14 protein-coding genes and 6 tRNA genes are annotated in these 17,174 nt (G+C 60.9%); 10 read left to right on the top strand and 10 right to left on the bottom strand.

The genetic code is table 11. The annotated features are described in order from the left end of the window. Positions 1 to 9 precede the first annotated feature (9 nt). Positions 10 to 852: a methyl-accepting chemotaxis protein gene (locus PF1751_RS29805; RefSeq protein WP_392397732.1), complete on the top strand. Its 843-nt coding sequence runs from the start codon at positions 10 to 12 to the stop codon at positions 850 to 852. A 37-nt stretch (positions 853 to 889) separates the two neighbouring features. On the opposite strand, the gene PF1751_RS09115 is transcribed toward PF1751_RS29805, so the two are convergent. Both PF1751_RS09115 and PF1751_RS09120 read right to left on the bottom strand, forming a co-directional pair. Then, positions 890 to 1,702 carry an alpha/beta fold hydrolase gene (locus PF1751_RS09115; RefSeq protein ID WP_044286906.1) on the bottom strand — a complete coding sequence of 271 codons (813 nt, stop codon included), beginning with the start codon at positions 1,700 to 1,702 and terminating at the stop codon, positions 890 to 892. A gap of 152 nt (positions 1,703 to 1,854) precedes the next feature. Then, the gene (locus PF1751_RS09120; protein WP_010211670.1) at positions 1,855 to 2,625 is read right to left on the bottom strand and encodes a hypothetical protein; all 771 of its coding nucleotides are present in this window, start codon (positions 2,623 to 2,625) and stop codon (positions 1,855 to 1,857) included. A 360-nt stretch (positions 2,626 to 2,985) separates the two neighbouring features. Between PF1751_RS09120 and PF1751_RS09125 the strand changes: the two genes are divergently transcribed. From PF1751_RS09125 to PF1751_RS09150, 6 genes are all read left to right on the top strand, one after another. Then, positions 2,986 to 3,061: transfer RNA gene (locus PF1751_RS09125), tRNA-Glu, on the top strand. A 4-nt stretch (positions 3,062 to 3,065) separates the two neighbouring features. After that, positions 3,066 to 3,141 (top strand) — tRNA-Gly (locus PF1751_RS09130). A gap of 104 nt (positions 3,142 to 3,245) precedes the next feature. Beyond that, positions 3,246 to 3,321: transfer RNA gene (locus PF1751_RS09135), tRNA-Glu, on the top strand. Positions 3,322 to 3,324: 3 nt separating this feature from the next. Then, positions 3,325 to 3,400: transfer RNA gene (locus tag PF1751_RS09140), tRNA-Gly, on the top strand. A 103-nt stretch (positions 3,401 to 3,503) separates the two neighbouring features. Beyond that, a tRNA-Glu gene (locus PF1751_RS09145) sits at positions 3,504 to 3,579 on the top strand. 3 nt (positions 3,580 to 3,582) lie between these two features. Continuing rightward, a tRNA-Gly gene (locus tag PF1751_RS09150) sits at positions 3,583 to 3,658 on the top strand. A gap of 53 nt (positions 3,659 to 3,711) precedes the next feature. Here the strand turns inward: PF1751_RS09150 and pdxR are convergent. Then, positions 3,712 to 5,193 (bottom strand): MocR-like pyridoxine biosynthesis transcription factor PdxR, encoded by a 1,482-nt coding sequence (pdxR, locus tag PF1751_RS09155; protein WP_044286907.1) that lies wholly within the window; start codon positions 5,191 to 5,193, stop codon positions 3,712 to 3,714. Between the two features lie 77 nt (positions 5,194 to 5,270). On the opposite strand from pdxR, the gene PF1751_RS09160 reads away from it, so the two are divergent. Continuing rightward, positions 5,271 to 6,932 carry a M24 family metallopeptidase gene (locus PF1751_RS09160; RefSeq protein WP_042572451.1) on the top strand — a complete coding sequence of 554 codons (1,662 nt, stop codon included), beginning with the start codon at positions 5,271 to 5,273 and terminating at the stop codon, positions 6,930 to 6,932. A gap of 43 nt (positions 6,933 to 6,975) precedes the next feature. Here the strand turns inward: PF1751_RS09160 and PF1751_RS09165 are convergent, their stop codons facing one another. The 6 genes from PF1751_RS09165 to PF1751_RS09190 all read right to left on the bottom strand — a co-directional run bounded on the left by PF1751_RS09165 (position 6,976) and on the right by PF1751_RS09190 (position 14,192). Next, positions 6,976 to 8,715, bottom strand: coding sequence for a dipeptidase (locus tag PF1751_RS09165; RefSeq protein ID WP_021492123.1), 1,740 nt, complete (start codon positions 8,713 to 8,715; stop codon positions 6,976 to 6,978). 95 nt (positions 8,716 to 8,810) lie between these two features. Further along, positions 8,811 to 10,028 carry a phospholipase D-like domain-containing protein gene (locus PF1751_RS09170; RefSeq protein WP_044286908.1) on the bottom strand — a complete coding sequence of 406 codons (1,218 nt, stop codon included), beginning with the start codon at positions 10,026 to 10,028 and terminating at the stop codon, positions 8,811 to 8,813. Between the two features lie 53 nt (positions 10,029 to 10,081). Next, the gene (locus PF1751_RS09175; RefSeq protein WP_021492121.1) at positions 10,082 to 10,729 is read right to left on the bottom strand and encodes a MotA/TolQ/ExbB proton channel family protein; all 648 of its coding nucleotides are present in this window, start codon (positions 10,727 to 10,729) and stop codon (positions 10,082 to 10,084) included. Between the two features lie 17 nt (positions 10,730 to 10,746). Then, on the bottom strand, positions 10,747 to 13,029 hold the full coding sequence (locus PF1751_RS09180; protein ID WP_021492120.1) for a TonB-dependent receptor: 2,283 nt from the start codon (positions 13,027 to 13,029) through the stop codon (positions 10,747 to 10,749). 24 nt (positions 13,030 to 13,053) lie between these two features. Then, entirely contained in the window at positions 13,054 to 13,782 is a 729-nt protein-coding gene (locus PF1751_RS09185) for an energy transducer TonB family protein (protein ID WP_010211659.1), read from the bottom strand. Between the two features lie 2 nt (positions 13,783 to 13,784). Then, positions 13,785 to 14,192, bottom strand: coding sequence for an ExbD/TolR family protein (locus tag PF1751_RS09190; protein ID WP_005786670.1), 408 nt, complete (start codon positions 14,190 to 14,192; stop codon positions 13,785 to 13,787). A 190-nt stretch (positions 14,193 to 14,382) separates the two neighbouring features. On the opposite strand from PF1751_RS09190, the gene PF1751_RS09195 reads away from it, so the two are divergent. Further along, positions 14,383 to 14,937, top strand: a complete 555-nt coding sequence (locus PF1751_RS09195) for a GNAT family N-acetyltransferase (protein WP_031290853.1) — start codon at positions 14,383 to 14,385, stop codon at positions 14,935 to 14,937. Further along, positions 14,934 to 16,508 carry an alkaline phosphatase D family protein gene (locus tag PF1751_RS09200; RefSeq protein WP_044286910.1) on the top strand — a complete coding sequence of 525 codons (1,575 nt, stop codon included), beginning with the start codon at positions 14,934 to 14,936 and terminating at the stop codon, positions 16,506 to 16,508. Before PF1751_RS09195 ends, PF1751_RS09200 begins: the two co-directional genes overlap by 4 nt. On the opposite strand, the gene PF1751_RS09205 is transcribed toward PF1751_RS09200, so the two are convergent. Next, positions 16,505 to 17,131 carry a serine-tRNA(Ala) deacylase AlaX gene (locus PF1751_RS09205; protein ID WP_021492118.1) on the bottom strand — a complete coding sequence of 209 codons (627 nt, stop codon included), beginning with the start codon at positions 17,129 to 17,131 and terminating at the stop codon, positions 16,505 to 16,507. The genes PF1751_RS09200 and PF1751_RS09205 overlap by 4 nt on opposite strands. Positions 17,132 to 17,174: the final 43 nt, after the last annotated feature.

Below are 17,174 nucleotides of genomic sequence, written 5' to 3' on the forward strand. Positions count from 1 at the left end.
CTTAGCCAGATGGTCAGCGGCCTGCAAGCCGGTATCGAGCAACTGGCCAGTTCGGCGCATTCCTTGTCCAGCGTCACCGAGCAGACCAATGTCGAGGTCAGCAGCCAGAAAGAAGAAACCGAACAGGTCGCCACGGCGATGAACCAGATGACCGCCACCGTGCATGACGTGGCACGCAACGCCGAAGAGGCCGCGCAAGCCGCACAGACCGCCGATGAAAAAGTCGATAGCGGTCAGCGGGTCGTGCGCCAGAGTTTGCAGCGCATCGAGTTGTTGGCCACTTCCAGCTCCAGTGCGAGCGCCAGCATCGAGAGCCTGAGCGCGGAGATCCAGCATATTGGCAGCGTGTTGAGTGTGATCAAAAGTGTGGCCGAACAGACCAACCTGCTGGCGCTCAACGCCGCCATCGAGGCCGCCCGCGCTGGCGAGCAGGGTCGTGGTTTTGCGGTGGTTGCCGATGAAGTACGGGCCTTGGCAAAGCGCACTCAACACTCCACCGAAGAAATCGAACGACTGGTCAGCACCTTGCGCAGCGCGGCACAGTCCTCGGTGCAGCAGATCCAGCAAAGCGGGGAGTTGGTGAAGCTGGCGGTGAGCGATGCCCTGGAAACCGAAAGTGCCTTGGGCAGCATCGCGGTGGCGGTGTCGTTGATCCAGCAGATGAACCAGCAGATTGCCGCGGCGGCCGAGGAGCAAAGCTCGGTGGCCGAAGAGATCAACCGCAGCGTCACCAGTATCCGCGCCAGTGCCGATCAGTCGGCGTTGAGTATGCAAGGCAACGCCGCGTCGAGCATTCAGCTGGCGCAGTTGGGGGCGGAACTCAAGGGCATGGTGGGACACTTCCGCCTGTGATCGCTGCACGTTGGCAGCGACCGCAGGGGAAGGGCGGTCAGGCGTTGTTGGCGAGGAAAGTCAACAGGGCTTCGTTGACGAAGTCCGGGTTTTCCCTTGCGCTGATATGGCCTGCTTCCGGAATCAGGATCAGGCTGCAGCCGATCAGCCCGGCCATTTCCTCGGACTCGGCGGGAGGGCGTGGTTTGTCCTGCTCGCCGCACATCACCAGCGTGGTATCGGCGTCCAGGCGTGGGAGCTGCTCCAGTATGTCTTCGCGACTGAAGATCAACCGACCCAGGGGCACGATGCTCTGCAACAGGCGCTCCTTGGAGTAACCCTGCAATTGCTTGCGGAAATCCTGGTACAGCGCTGATTCGCGGTCGATGCCCGGGCGGAAGAAGATCGGCGCCACCACATCCAGCAACGGCTCGGGGATCGCGCCGGCGTCTTCGATCATCTTGAAGAGTGAGAAATAGTACTGGCGCGTGGCCTCGGGCTCGGCGCCCAGGTAGGTGTCCATCAGCACCAGGCTGTTAATTCGCTCGGGAGCCCCCAGCGCCAGGCGTGCGCCCCACATACCGCCGACCGAGAGCCCCACCAGGTTGATCTGTGCAATATCCAACTGGTCAATCAGGGTCAGGGCCTGGCGTGCCAAGTCATCAAGGGAGCGGGTTTGCGCCGGCAACGAAGCGGATTCACCATGGCCCCACAGTTCGGGCACGATCACCCGGTACTGTTGCGACAGGGCCTCGATCTGTGGCGACCACATGTCGGCGTCCCACAGGTAGCTTGAACCGAGCAGGACGACTGGGCCGGTGCCCTGGTCTACGTAGTGCAGCGGTTGTCCATCAATGACGGCGACGGGCATAACGGGCCTCTGACTTCACGGAGTAAGGGGCACTTTTTTACGCTAGTCGGGCGCGTGAGGATAGATGCAAAGTGATGGCATCTTGTGAAGCCATGAGGTTGTAGTGAGCCGGGCAAGCCCGCTCAACACAGGCTCGCCCCACGACCGCACAATCAGTCGTAGATGACTTTTTTCTTCCACTCGGCGTCGGCGTCCACCACTTTGAGGCCTTCGGTAAGTTCGTTGATTTCGTCTTCGGCGGGCTTGCTGTTGGTCAGCACCGTCGAGTTCGCGCGGACCAGCTGGGCTTCCAGGTGTTGCAGCTGCGCGCTGTAGATCGCCGGCTCCGGCTGTTTACGCAGGTACTGCACGCCACGCTCGAATGCCAGGCGTGCCTGGCCTGGCTGAGCCTGTTGCAGGGCATGCTGGCCAAGGTTGTTGAAGAACTCGATATGCAGCAACACCAGGATATGGCGGATTTCCCGGATCCAGTGCTTGGCCTCGTTGGCCGGCAGGAAACCGTCCTGGGCGGCGCGGGTGACCTGGCCGTGCAGGGCTTCGAGCAGGAAACGCACGTCCTTGGCCTTGGCTTCGGTCTGGATCGGCGCAGGCGGGTTGTTCACCGGGATCGATTCGCCCTGGGCCACCAGCGCATTCAGCTCGGCGATGCGGGCTTTCAGCGCTGCGCTGCCTTTGTTGAGGTTCAGCAGGCGCTGGTTGACGTTGAGCTCCAGGCGGGTGATCAACAGTTTGAGTGCCGGGGTCATCAACTGGCCGGGGAAGGTCTCGGTGATTTCACCGCAACGGCGCAGACGATCATTAAGCTCGATCTCGGTGCGCTTCTTTTCAAGCTTGTTGTTTTCCACCACGTGGTTCATGTAGCCAATGGCGATCAGTATTGCGATCCCGGCTATTACCAGCAGGGTGATCATGAGTGGTGTCACCGGTGTGACCTCTTTATAGGGTTTACAGTAGAGTGTAGTGACTGGGCCATCCGGCGGATAGGACTGATCGACCAGTTGCCCGGGTAGTTTGCTTCTATATAGATAGGCGCTCCCTGCATGGATGCACATTGCCATCATTTGCCAGCGTGAACTATAGCGTCTTGTCGGGCGCCAGAATATAGGCGTCAAAGCCCGGCCGCGCACAATCTGCCCGCAAGCCCGCAAAGCAGGTCGAAGTCATTGATTTTAATAAATTTATCCTTGGGGGTTGACGACCTTTCAATCCATCCATAGAATGCGCGCCACTTAACGCGTAAAGCACACAGCGAAACGCGGCTAGGTAGTGAATGTTGTACGTGTGTCCCCTTCGTCTAGTGGCCTAGGACACCGCCCTTTCACGGCGGTAACAGGGGTTCGAGTCCCCTAGGGGACGCCAATTTGCGGGAATAGCTCAGTTGGTAGAGCACGACCTTGCCAAGGTCGGGGTCGCGAGTTCGAGTCTCGTTTCCCGCTCCAAGTTTAAGCAGTGTGGCTCTCGGGCGGCACTGAGTGAAACCAGGGCATGATCTTCGGATCTAACCTCTGGGCACTGAAATACACACCATGTGTTTCAGTTGTGTGTCCCCTTCGTCTAGTGGCCTAGGACACCGCCCTTTCACGGCGGTAACAGGGGTTCGAGTCCCCTAGGGGACGCCATTTGCGGGAATAGCTCAGTTGGTAGAGCACGACCTTGCCAAGGTCGGGGTCGCGAGTTCGAGTCTCGTTTCCCGCTCCAATTTAAGCAGTGTGGCCTTCGGGTGGCACTGAGTGAAACCAGGGCATGATCTTCGGATCTAACCTCTGGGCACTGAAATACACACCATGTGTTTCAGTAGCGTGTCCCCTTCGTCTAGTGGCCTAGGACACCGCCCTTTCACGGCGGTAACAGGGGTTCGAGTCCCCTAGGGGACGCCATTTGCGGGAATAGCTCAGTTGGTAGAGCACGACCTTGCCAAGGTCGGGGTCGCGAGTTCGAGTCTCGTTTCCCGCTCCATATTCAACAAAAACGCCGATCAGCAATGATCGGCGTTTTTGTTTGTGCGCGTTTTATCGTGCGTTCGCCGCTTTGGCCAAGCGCAACGTGGCCTCGCGGATTTCTTCCTGGTTCAGCGATGCGAAGCCCAGGCGCAGCGCATTTTCCGCCTGGTCCATCGGTGAGAACTGTCGGCCGCTGCGGACGACCAGCCCGTGGTCCAATGCGCTTGCTACCATCCGGTCGACGTTTATCTGAGCGTCGAACCGCACCCATAGCGCCAGCCCGCCTTCTGGCTCCCGTACACTGATCCGCTCGCCGAACGCCTCATGCAGGCACGTCTGCAAGGTTTCACGGCGGGCGCGGTATTCCTTCGATACCCGGCGCAGATGTTTCTTGAGTTCGCCGTCGTTGATCAGGTCTGCGAGCATGGTTTGCGCGACTGCATCGGCATCGCCCAGCATCAATGCGGCGTTGCTGTGCAGGGCGTCGACCACCTGCGCGGGAGCCACCACATAACTGCAGCGAAACGTCGAGCCGAGGGCCTTGGATAAGGAGCCGATATAGATCACATGGCGCTGGGCCCGATCGCTTGCCAGGGGCAAGTAGGGCCGCCCATTGAAGTGATACTCGTGGTCGTAATCTTCTTCGATGATGCAGAAGTCGTGCAGCGCCGCCAATGCCAGCAACTGTTGCCGCCGTGCTGCGTGCAGGCTCACGGTGGTGGGGAACTGGTGGTGCGGCGTGAGATAGATCATCCGTACCTGATGTTCGCGGCACAGGCGGTCGATCTGGTCCGTGCGGCAGCCTTCTTCGTCGATGTCCACCGTGACCAGTTGCGCGCCCAGCTTGCGGAAGATTTCCCACGCCGGTGGGTAACTCAGGCGCTCCACCAGGACCACGTCGCCGGGTCTGAGCAACAGGCTGGCGGTCAGGTACAGCGACATCTGGGTGCCTTGGGTCAGGCAGATGTTTTCGGCGCTGACCGTCAACCCACGGTTGTTGCGCAGCATCTCGGCCAGGGCGCAGCGCAAATGGTAGCCGGTGCCCTCGCTGCCGTAGCGCAGGGTGTTGGACGCGAAGCTGTTGCGTAGGGCGTTGCGGTAATAGCGGTGCAACACGGCTTGGGGCAGCAAGCGGTGGTCGCTGGTGCCGTTATCGAAAAACAGCGCGTCATGCCGATGATTCAGCGCGGTCACCTGGGCGTTCTGGGTGAAATACGCAGCGGTGGTCTGCGCCAGGATGGGCGGAGCGAAGGACGCTTGCGCGCGACTCGGCAGTTGTTTGGACGTCAACTGCGCATTGACGAACGTTCCGCGCCGCGGCTCGCTGACCAGCCAACCCTTGGTCAAGACCTCTTCGTAGGCCAGGATCACGGTCTTGCGGTTGACGTCGAGCAACTGCGCCATCTCCCGTGTGCCCGGTAGCAAGGTGCCGGGCGCCAATCGTCCTTCCACGATTGCGGCCACCAGGCCTTCGGCAATCTTGCGGTAGGACGCCTGCCTGGCAGTGTCGTCCAGCTTGAGCAGCGGGCGCCATTTTCGCATCTGGACCATCTGAAGTATCCAAAACTGGAGGTTTTAATGGGCCTAGTCTAACGCAACAATCAAGCCTCACTCACCCCGAGGTTGTTATGAATACACGCCATATCGTCGAACTGTCCCCCTCGGGGAAAACCTTTGAGGCCGGTGACGAACTGTTGCTGGATGCGATGCTCGCCAACGGTTTGTCGGTGCCGTTTTCCTGCCGACGCGGGGCCTGTGGCTCATGCAAGGTGGTGGTCGCAGAAGGGACATACCGGGCCAAATACCTGGCGCCGGATGCACCCGCGCCGTGTTATCCGTTGGCAGCCAATGAGATGCTGTTGTGCCAGAGCCACGCCTGCGGCGACATGCGCCTGGAAATCCCCGGATGGTCGCTGGACACGCCCGTGCGGGTGGTCGAGGCGCAGGTCGTGAGCAAGCGCGCACTGAGCCCCGACATCATTGAACTGGTGATGATGCCGGACAGGCCGCTGGTGGTGCGGGCGGGCCAGTATCTCAAGTTCTGCCTGGTCGATGGCGACTCGCGGTGCTTCTCGATCGCTAACCTGCCGGCCGAAGACGATGGGCGCCTGGTGTTTCAGATTCGTCAGGTAAGCGGTGGGCTGTTTTCCGAGACGCTCCTCAGCGACCTCGATGCCGGTGATCTGTTGCAATTGGAAGGGCCGTTTGGTGCCTGTACCTGGCAGGAAACGGATGACAGCCCTGTCGTCCTGTTCGCCACCGGCACCGGTTATGCGGGCATCAAGCCGATCCTGCTGACAGCGTTGGCGCGCAACGTCGAGGTCACGCTGTACTGGGGAGGGGCGCAACCTGCGGATTTTTATGACCGTGCATTCCTGGCTGACGCGAGCGCCGCGCACCCGGGTTTTTGCTGGCATCCGGTGCTGGCGTCGCAGGGTAGGGTGCAGGAGGTTGCGTTGAGTCACGGGCATGCCTGGGAGCAAGCGCAGGTGTACGCGTGCGGTAACGCCGCAATGATCCGCCAGGCCCGCGAGCAGTGTCTCGACGCGGGCTTGCCGGCGCACCGGTTTGTTGCCGAAGCCTTTGTGCCCAGTGGTTGCTCAGGCGCGCAAACGCCCTTGCCCGCGTTTGACCCGATCTGGGAAAAAGTCGGCCCCCGCTACTCGTTTGACGGCATGCTGGCGGCACGTGACCAATCCATCCGTGCCCTGGCGGCGATTGCGAGCCGCCTCAAGGTTGGCATGACCACCGGCGAAGCCCTCGACATGGCCGCCGAACAGCTGCAGGCCATGGGCGCATCCCACACCTGGCATCCGACCTATATCCGCTTTGGCGACGACACGGTCCGGCCCCCCCGCGAAGGGATTGACCGTCAGCGCAGGCTGCGCGCCTCCGATATCGCCGTGGTCGACCTGGGCCCGGTGTGGGACGGCTATGAAGGCGATTATGGCGATACCTTTGTGTTCGGTGATTCGCCGTTGCACCTGGCATGCCGCGCGGCACTGCACGAGGTCTTCGACGAGACCCGCGAAGCCTGGTTGCGCGGCCTCACCGGGCGCGAACTCTATGACTTTGCCGAGCAAAGCGCGGTGTCAAAAGGCTGGAGGCTGGCGCGCAATCTCGCGGGGCATCGTCTTGCGGATTTTCCTCACGCATTGTTCGAGTGCAAGGACCTGGCCGATCTGGAGATCCCACCGAGCGAAATGGCCTGGGTGCTGGAAATCCAGCTGTGCCATCCCACGGAACCGGTCGGTGGTTTTTTCGAGGATATATTGATGCTGCAAGCGTGAAGAGCCCGCCTTTGCGGCGGGCTGCTTTACATCAGCGCTTGGCTCAGAGCTTCGGCAATTGGCCGATACGGCCCATCATTTCAGTCACGATCTGCAGGTCCAGCAGGAACTGGTCGACGGTCTTGAATTCGTTGTCGGTGTGCCCGGTGTACTTCACTTCCGGACGCGCCAGGCCGAATTGCACGCCGTTGGGCAGTTCATGCACGGAGGTCGCGCCGGCCGATGTGCCGAACGTGTGATCCATGCCCAGGTTTTCGCTGGCCACCGCCAACAGCGCTTTGACCCACTCACCTTCAGGGTTGCGGTACATCGGTTCGGCCACCGAGTAGGTGAAGTCCACCTTGACCTTGGTTTTCTTGTCCCAGGCGCTCAGCTTGTCGGCGATCTCGGCCTTGAGTTTTTCCGGCGACTTGCCCTTCGGCACGCGCAGGTTCACCGCCAACTTGAAGGCCTTGTCATCCAGGCCGACAAAGGTCAGCGAAGTGGTCAGCGGACCCATGAATTCATCGGAGAAGCCCACGCCCAGCTTGCCGCCCAGGTAGTCCAGGCCCCAGTTGTCGGATGCATAACGGGCGGCGTCAGTGATGTGGTTGTGCTTGAGGGCGATCTTGCCATCGACGCTGTGAATCAGCTCCAGCATGCGCGCCACTGGGTTGACCCCGGATTCCGGCTCGGACGAGTGCGCGGACACGCCGGTGACGGTCAGCTTGACGTCTTTGCCATCGACCTTGGTGGCCACTTCAAAATCACCACCGTTGCGCTTGGCGTATTCGGTGCCGGCCTTCTGCAGGCTGGCGGCCAATTCGGCAGGCTTGTCGCTGACGAACGTTGCCACCGAGGCCGACGGAATCTGGTTGGTGGCCATGCCACCGGTCATCGCGATGATTTCCGCGCCTTTGCCTTCACCCTTGCGACGCGGGAAGGTAGCCATCACCGTGCCGTAGCCTTTCTCGGCAATCACCACCGGGTAGCCGCCGTCCAGCGCCAGGTTGTACTGCGGTGTCGGGTTCTTTTCGAAGTAATACGGAATCGCGTCGCCGGAAGTTTCTTCGGTGGTGTCCACCAGCAGCTTGAAATTGCGCGCCAGCGGCAGTTTTTCTTCCTTGATCACCTTCATGGCATACATCGCTACCACGATGCCGTTCTTGTCATCCTCGGTGCCACGTCCGTACATGCGGTCGCCGATCAGCGTGACCTTGAACGGATCGAGCTTGGTGCCGTCTTTCAGCACCCAATTTTCCGGCGTCACCGGCACCACATCGGCGTGGGCGTGGATGCCGACCACTTCATCACCGCTGCCTTCCAGGGATATTTCGTACACACGGTTGTCGATGTTGCGAAAGTTCAGGTTAAAGGCCTTGGCCAGGTCCTGGATCTTGCCGGCAATCTTGATGAATTCCGGGTTCTTGTATTGCGGCAGACCGTCGACATTAAAGGTCGGGATTTCCACCAGCTCGCGCAGGGTTTCGGTGGCGGCCTTGCCGTATTTCACACGGGTGTAGATGCCGAGCAGGCGATTGATTTCGTTCTGCTGGTCGGCGCTCAGGGTTTTATTGTCGAGGAAGGCATTGATCGCCGGGCCCACGTCGCTGGTTTTGCCCATGTCGCCCTTGGCCAGTGTGCCGAGGAAACCGCGAAAATCGGTGACGGACGTTTCGCTGAAACTCTTGAGAATCGCCGTGCTCTGGTCTGGAGTGATGTTAGCGAACGCGGGGCTGGATAGGGCCGAGAGGCTCGCGGCGAACAGGGTGGCAGCCGCCAATTGCTTGAGTGGGAAGTGCATGGAGAGACGCATTCCTTTGCAGGTAGTGAGTGGGAAGTTTCTGATCAATCTGTCAGAAACATTTCCACACACTACCACTACTCAGGTGCCACTGGTCAATGCTGGCCAGGGTGGGGCTCGGGGTACTCCTCGGTCACGTTCAAGGCTCTAGCGTAGGGCCCATCCCACAATTGCGCATGCAATTCCCCGACACGCTTGGCCATCGCTTCGCTGCGCATCACCACTTCCAGGTTGCGCGAATTATCCAGATACCCGCCCAACCAGTTGCTGGTGCCGATCCAGGCAACCTGGCCGTCGATCTCCATGGTCTTGCTGTGGATCACCCGCGCATACGGGATAAAGCCTTGCTTGGCTTGCGGCAGGGTGACGATCTTGACTTGGACGTTAGGCAACACCGCCAGGCTTTTGAGGTAGGGCAGTTCCAGCGCGTCGGTGTTCCAGTTGGACACCATCAGCTTGATCGACACCCCACGTGCCGCTGCCGCGCGCACGGCGTTGTCGATCACCGCGTAGTACGGACGCGTCTTGTCGGGTCCGTAGGACAGTGGCGCGTAGTCCAACAGTTGCACGCGCACGTCGTGCTTCGCTTCGTTCAGCAGGCGTGGAAGTTCCAACTGTGAGTCGCCCACTCCCGGTGGGTTGTAGCGTTGCGGGCTGGCGACCAGGTAGTTGCCGGTGCGCGGTGGTGCATTGCCTGTGACAGGCAGCGGCACCGGTTGGTTGTCGGTCAAGGCCTGCTGGGCTTTCCAGTCCTGCTCGAAGATCGCTTGCACCTGGCTTACCACGGTCGAGTCGGTGATGCGCAGCCCGGTTTCGTGGATGTGTTCCAGTGAGCGCCAATCGAAATTCTGGCTGCCCACGAAGGCCTGCTTGCCGTCCACTACCAAGTATTTGGCGTGGATGATGCCGCCGCTCACGCGCGCGTAGGGCAACACACGAAAGGTCAGGTTGGGGATCGCCCGCAAGCGTTCCAGAGTGGAGGCTTCCGACAACTTGATGCCTTTTTCTTCCAGCAGAAAGCGAATCTTCACACCGCGTTTACCGGCGGCTTCCAGGCGTTCAATCACGCGGTCCATCACCGAGCCCGGATGATCGACGGCGTAGAATTGGCCGATATCGATGCTGCTTTTTGCACCGTCGAACAGTTCGCTCCATACCGGGCCCGGTTGACGCAAGTCGTCGGTGCCGAGGGCGGTGTCCACCGGCACGGTGTGCACCAGTTCAAACCCCGGAATCGAAAAGTCCGCCTGGACCAGCGGACTCATGAGCAAGCCTGCCAGGCCTGCAATGCGCAATTTCAAGGAAACGGACATAGGGATTCCCATCGGAAAAGAAAAGCGGGCGCATTGCGCGCCCGCTGTTACGGTTACGCCGTGCGGCTGTGCAGCGGCGTCGGCACCAGGTGCGGCACGTCACTCTGCACGCGGGCGCCGGTGGCGGCGCGGATCAGCAGGATTTTCAGCTGATCGTTGATACGCTCCAGGCTGTCCTGGAAGAAGTTGTGGAACACCACGCAGAACAGCGCGATGGCGATCCCCAGGCCGGTGGCGAACAAGGCCGTCCCGATACCACCGGAAATCTGCCCTGGATCAGACACACCCGCCGTGGCCAGCGCCTTGAAGGTGTCGATAATGCCGAGGATGGTGCCCAGCAAACCCAACAGCGGGGCGGCGGTGGTGATGGTTTCGATGATCCACAGGCTGCGGGCCAGTGGCGCACGAGTGGTCAGGTATTGGGTTTCGATCACGTCATCCAGGTCCTTGCGCGAACCTTGCGAGGCTTTCTGTGCCAGGACCGGCAACACCATGCTCAGCGGCAGGCTGTCACGGCGGATCAGGCTTTCCGGCAGGTCGCGCTCGCTGTGCACATTGGCGCCCAGCACCTCGGTCAGCGCACGGGCTTGCCTGCGTACATAGGCGAAGTAAATCCCGCGTTCGATGGTGATAAAGATCGCGATGGCCATCGCGGCATACATCACATAAAAGGTGATGTCGTGGAGCAGGTTCATGTCCATGTTCACTTACCTCGCAATTAGAAGTTGGCTTCCAGGGAAACCGTCACGGTGCGTTCCAGGCCTACGATGTAGGCAGGGTCGCCGTCGCGGAAACCGCTGTAGCTGGCCGCGTTGGTCTTGGTGGTGTAGACGCCGTCCAGGTATTTCTTGTCGAACAGGTTGTCGACGTTCAGGCGCAGGGTCGCGTCCTTGACCACCTTTTTGTCCACCGGCAGGTAAATACCCGCGCCGGCGTTGAACACGGTGCGGCCGGAGATGGCTTCGTCGTTGGTCAGGTCGCCGTAGAGCTTGCTGGTGTACTTGCCGCCGAAGGTGCCGTAGAAACGACCGTCGTCGTAGCCGATGTTGGCGGCCAGCATGTTTTTCGGCACGTTGGCGAACTGCTTGCCGCTGGTGGGCAACACGATGGCTTTGCCGGCGTTGTAGACGGTCAGGTCGTCTTGCTGCTCGGCCTTGGTGTAGGTGTAGGAGGTGTAGTAGTTGAAGTGATTCGGCAACAGGCCGCTCCACTCCAGCTCCAGGCCGCTGTTGTTGACGGAGCCGGCGTTGATGTCGGCGAAGTCGCCGTTGATGTCGCGCGACGACACCTGGCGATCCTTGAACTGCATGTAGAACAAGGTGGCGGCCACGGTCATGTCTTCATCGGTGTAGCGCCAGCCCAACTCATGGTTCCAGCTGGTTTCCGGCTTGGAGTCGATGGAGCCGACGCCTTTGTCGTACAGCACGTAGTTCTGCGGGATGCGCATGTTGCGCGACAGGCTGTAGAACAACTGGTCGCGTTCGTCCAACTGGTATTTCAGGCCGGCGTTGGGCAGCAACTTGTTGTAGGTCTGGTTACGTTTTTCCGGCTGTTCGGTGAGGCTGCCGTGGTTGGTGCCGTCGCGCTTGACGTTCATGTAGGCCAGGCCCGCGATGAGGGTCCAGTCCGAGTTGATGTACCAGGTGTCTTGGGCCCAGACCTTCTGCGCCGGGGTGATGGTGAAGCGGTCGCGACCCTGGATGGTGTTGCCGTTGGCATCGGCCACGGCGTCGTTGGAATCCGGCCAGGTGTCCACCGGCTTGCCATTGGACTTGAGCGGAATGAACGGCTGGGTCTGGCTTTGGCGTGCGCGTTCGTACCAGTAGCCGACTTGCAGGCTGTGGTCGCCCAGGTCCCAGTTCAGTTTGGTGGTGATGCCCGGACGCCAGGTCTGGGTGCGCGAAGGGCGGTAGTACACACCGCTGTTCGGGGTGCCGTCGGCGTTGTATTGGGCGCCGGTGGGCAGGTTGCCCAGGTCGAATACGCCACCCTGGTTCGAGCCGCGGTTCAGCGCATAGCTGGACGAGCCGACACCGCTGCCGTTACCCCAGTAGTAATACGGGATCACCGACAGCGCGAGGTTGTCCGCCAGTTTGAACTGGGTATTGAGCACGGCGGTGAACGTCTGGAACGGGTTTTGCGCCAGCGCGTAGTAGCTGTTGTACTTGCCGTTGCTGCCCACGGTAGGTGTGGCGGGGTAGGGGTCGTACTTGCGGCCGTTCTGCTGGTACTGGGCCTTGGTCAGTTGGCTGTAGCTGTTGTTGTCCTGCTCGTGGTACTTGAGGATCAGGTTGGCGGTGTTGCCATCGCCGGCGTCGAAGAAGCTGTTCCATTCGACCTTGTCCGCGCGCACGGCGCCGGAACCGCGCCACATCTGGCCTTCGGTATGCGACGCCGACAACCAGTTGCTCAGGCCGTTGATCTCGCCGGTATTGAGACGGGCAAAGGTCTTGCGCGTGGCGTTGCTGCCCATCACCTGTTTGACGAATGCCCCGGTTTCCTTGGTCGGGCGAATGGTCACGATGCCGATGTTGCCGCCGCTGGAACCGATGTGCGGACCGTCGGCTTCCGAGGAACCCTGGGTGACGAAAATCTGCTCAATGTTTTCCGGGTCGCCCAACAGGTTGGAGTACAGCGCGTAGTTGCCCGAGTCGTTGATCGGCATGCCGTCCACCGACATTCCCACCTGGTCGGAGTTGAGCCCGCGCATGGTGAAACGAAAGCCGGACAGGCCAGTGTTGTCTTCGCTGGAAATGTTCAAGCCTGGGGTGTACTTGAGCTTGTCCACGGCGTTGCCGGTGGCGGTCTGTTTATCCAGCGCTTCCTTGGTTACGGTGGAGCGGCCCTTGATGCTTTCCTCCTGCACCATGTAGCCGCCACCTGCCGTGGCTTTGCCCTGAACCCCAATAGTCCCGACGTCGCTGTTGTTGGTGTCGGCCATGACCATTCCCTGGCCCATGCTTGCGGCAACGAGTGCCAGATGAATCCGTGTGAACCTCATCTCTGTCGTCCTGGTGTCGGGTGCTTATTGCACGCTGTAGTTGAAGGTGGCGGTGAAGCGCTGCTCATTGCGGCCCCCGAAGGCTTGCTCGGGGAACGGCTTGACTTGCTTGATGCGACGCAAGCTGTTGGTGGCGGCCCGGTTGAGCAACATGCTCGAGGCCTGGGTTTGCAAGCCGGAGTCGAGAACCCGGCCCTGGCGATCGACCAGCAACCAGACCACCACTTCGCCGGTCGGGCGTTCGAGGGAGGCCTGACGCCCGGTGGGATACTGCTTGTAGGTGTCCAACTCGTTGCGCAGCCCCTTGAGATAGCCGCCTTCCAGTGCTTGGCCATCGACCTTAGGTGGCGCAGGCGGCGCGGGCGTCGGCGCGACCTGTGCCACAGCCGCCGGTGCCGGTTTGGCAGTGACCGGTGGCGGAGCCGGTGCAGGTGTCGGTTGGGCGACTACGGGCTTGGGCACAGGTTTCGGCTTGGGCTCATGCTTGGGTTTGGGCAGCGGTTTTGGCGGCGGTGGCGGCGGGGCTGGCTCGGCCTCTTCATCCTCGATCACCGGCGGTGGCGGCGCTTGTTCCACCACCGGCTCCGGGATCACTTCCGGCTCCGGCTCGACCAACGCCAACTCGACCGCCGACTCGTCATAAACCGGCTCGACCTTCAACGTCTGGGACTGGATACCCACTGCAATCAGGACCAGGGCGATCAGGGCCGGAACGCTGCCCAGCAGCTGACGCGCACGAAACAATACGTACATGATCAGGACTTACGCGTAGCAATGGACACGGAGGTAAAGCCACCCAGGCGCAGGGTGTCCATCACTTCCACCAGGCGCGAAACCTCCACGCCTTTGTCGCTGTTAACGATGATGGTCGACTTGGTGTCGGGCTTTTCCGCCGCTTTCAGCGCCGGCACCAGCGCGTCGACCGTGAGGTCCTTGCCATCCAGTTGCAGTTGGCCTTCCAGGCCCAGTGTCAGGATGAATTTGTTCTGTGGTTTGAGCTGCTGCGAACTGCTGGCGCTGGGCAGTTGCGTCTTCATGCCGAGGGCCGGAATCACGTTCAGGCTCACGAGTACGAAAAACACCAGGAGGAACATCATCACGTCGATCATCGGGATCAGTTCGATGTGCGCCTTGCGTTTTTTCGGTTCGTCCCAGGTTCTCATTCCGCTACCCCGTTATTGAATTAGGGGCGACACGCTAACAACCAAAAATGACCGATTGGTTAACTTTAATTGACGTTTTGAGGGCTCTAGGACGCGTCTTACAGGCGAATCTCAAGACATTTTTGTGACGTAACAGAATTGACATGTGGCAGGAGCACTCTCAAAAACTTTACTTCGAGGGCCCCTGGAAATGAGCCGTGAGCTGCCACAAATATCCACGCCGCGACTGTTAATGCGCGCACTGGAAAACCATCAGGCCGAGACGTTGTGGGGCCTCGCCAACGGTCCGAACATCGCAGATAACACGGCGAGCATTCCCTCGCCTTACACCCTCGAAACGGCGCAGAACTTTATCGAGGGCATGCAGCAAAAATTTCACTCGGCCCACCTGTTGAGCCTGGGCATGCATCGGCGTGACTGCGGTGAACTGATCGGCATCGTCAGCCTGCGCATCAACCCGGCCCACCGCTATGGACATTTGGGCGGGTGGGTAGCGGCGGATGCGCGCAACCAGGGGTATGCAGCAGAGGCGGCGCGTGCGCTGATGGACTACGGTTTTGCCGAACTCGACCTGCACCGTGTGGGCAGCCAGTGTTTCAGTCGCAACAAAGAGTCGGCGCGGGTCATGGAGAAAATCGGCTTGCGGTACGAAGGCTGCATGCGCGGGGCGTTCCTCAAGAACGGCGTGCATGAGGACATGCTGGTGTTCGCCACGGTGCGTGAGGATTGGGAGTTACGGCGGTGAGTGGTGAGGTTGATCATGGCCGGCGCCGGGTGCTTGCCGGGCTGGCCGTCGCCACCACGTTTTCGATCCTCAGTCCGTTTGCGCGCAGCGCCGGAGTGGACTATCCGTTCACCCTCGGCGTGGCGTCCGGAGACCCGTTGCCCGACGGGTTTGTGATCTGGACACGCCTGGCGCCTTTGTTCAATGCCGCGGATGGCCGGGGTGGCTTGAGCCGATCGGTTCCGGTGCGTTGGCGGGTCGCCAGCGATGCCGCCATGAGCCGCGTGGTGCGCCAGGGCGAGGTCATGGCCAGCGAGCGCTGGGGGCATTCAGTGCATGTGGAAGTCGCGGGGCTGGAGGCGGGCCGGCCTTACTGGTATCAGTTCGAAGGGCTTGGGGCACAAAGCCCGGTGGGGCAGTCGCGCACGGCGCCGGGCGTGCATGCCATGACGTCGGCGCGCCTTGGGTTTGTCTCGTGTTCCCACTGGGAGCGCGGTTATTTCAGTGCCTATCGCCACCTGGCAGAGGAGCAGCCCGACCTGGTGTTTTTTCTCGGCGACTACATCTACGACAGTTCCTACGCGGCGGATTCGGGCAAGATCATTCGCTCCCACGGCAGCGGCAATGCAGTGAGCCTGAGCGACTATCGCAACCGCTATGCCCTGTACAAAACCGATCCGGATCTACAGGCCCTGCACGCCGCCGCACCGAGCGTGGCGACCTGGGATGATCACGAAGTGCAGAACGACTACGCCAACCGCTGGTCCCAGGATCCCAGGGTCCCTGTCGCACAATTTATGCAGCAGCGGGCGGCGGCCTACCAGGCTTACTACGAGCATATGCCGTTGCGTGCCAGCAGCTTGCCGAAGGGGCCGGACATGCGCATTTATCGACGCCTGGACTACGGCCGACTGGCCCGCTTCCACGTGCTGGACGGTCGGCAATATCGTTCCGAACAACCGTGCATTTTGGCCAATGGCAGTCACCAGGGGCATATTGCCGATAACCTCTGTCACGACTTGCGCGACCCTGGCCGAACCCTGCTTGGTTGGCAGCAAGAGGCCTGGTTGGACCAAGGGTTTGCCCAGTCGAAGGCGCAATGGAACATCATCGCCCAGGACCTGCTGGTGGCCCCGTTGACCCAGCGTGACCTGACCAACCACAAACCGGGACGTTGGACCGACGGTTGGGATGGCTACATGGCCAATCGCTCACGGATGCTGGCTTCCATCGAACGTAACCGGGTCAGCAACCCGGTGTTCTGGGGCGGTGATATCCATTCGTTCTGGGTGACGGATCTGCAGGCTGATGGCAACAACCCGGACTCGCAGGTGGTGGCCACGGAATTTGTCGGCACTTCAGTGACGTCCGACGGCCCGCCCTTTGACGCGTTCAGCAAGCTGCTGCCTCTCAACCCGCATGTGAAGTTTTTCGACAGCCGCCAGCGGGGGTATGTGTCGGTGGAGGTGGAAGCACACAAGATGCTCACGAACCTGCGTGTGATTACCGACCCCCGCGACCCGGCGGCCACGGTGTCGACCCTCAAGTCATTTGTGGTGGAGTCTGGGTGGGCGGGGGCGATTGAGGTTTAAGCGATTTCGTAGCGCACCGACAGCGCACCCTTTTTCTCCGACAGGGCCAGGATGCTCACCTGGCCCAATTCGCTCAGCGCCTGCACGTGGGTGCCGCCGCAGGCATACGCGGGCAATTCGCCGAAGCCGACTTCGCGGGTGCCGTCTTCCAGGTTCATGTGGCGCGGGTAATCCGCGGCGATCCATTGGTTGACCTGTTGCTGGAGCGCCTCGGCTTCCATGGCTTGCGCCGCTTCGCCACGGATGAAGGTGATCTTGCCTTCGCCGGGCCAGTGATGAGCCTTGATCGGCATCCAGCCCAGGGCCTCGCCTGCGTTGCCGATCAGGTGCCCGGCGGAATGCAATCGGGTGTGTAACGTGCGGCGCTGTTCATCGACCCGAGCGGTGATCGGACCGGGTTCCAATGGGCGGTCGACATAGTGCACCACGCGGTCGGCTTCCTGGGTGACGCGAAGTACAGTGCTTTCACCGAGCCAGCCGGTATCGAAAGGTTGCCCGCCGCCCTGTGGGTGAAAAATCGTCGACTGCAGGATGACTGCAAACTGCTCCCCGTGAGGTGTGCAACTCAACACCTCTAGCTCGGCAGTCAGGTGGTCGTGAGTAAAAAACAGGCGCTCGGTCATGATCTACATCCGCATCAGGGTTCTGCGGGCAGTATAAATAGTG

The organism is Pseudomonas simiae (assembly GCF_000934565.1).
Lineage (GTDB): Bacteria > Pseudomonadota > Gammaproteobacteria > Pseudomonadales > Pseudomonadaceae > Aquipseudomonas > Aquipseudomonas simiae.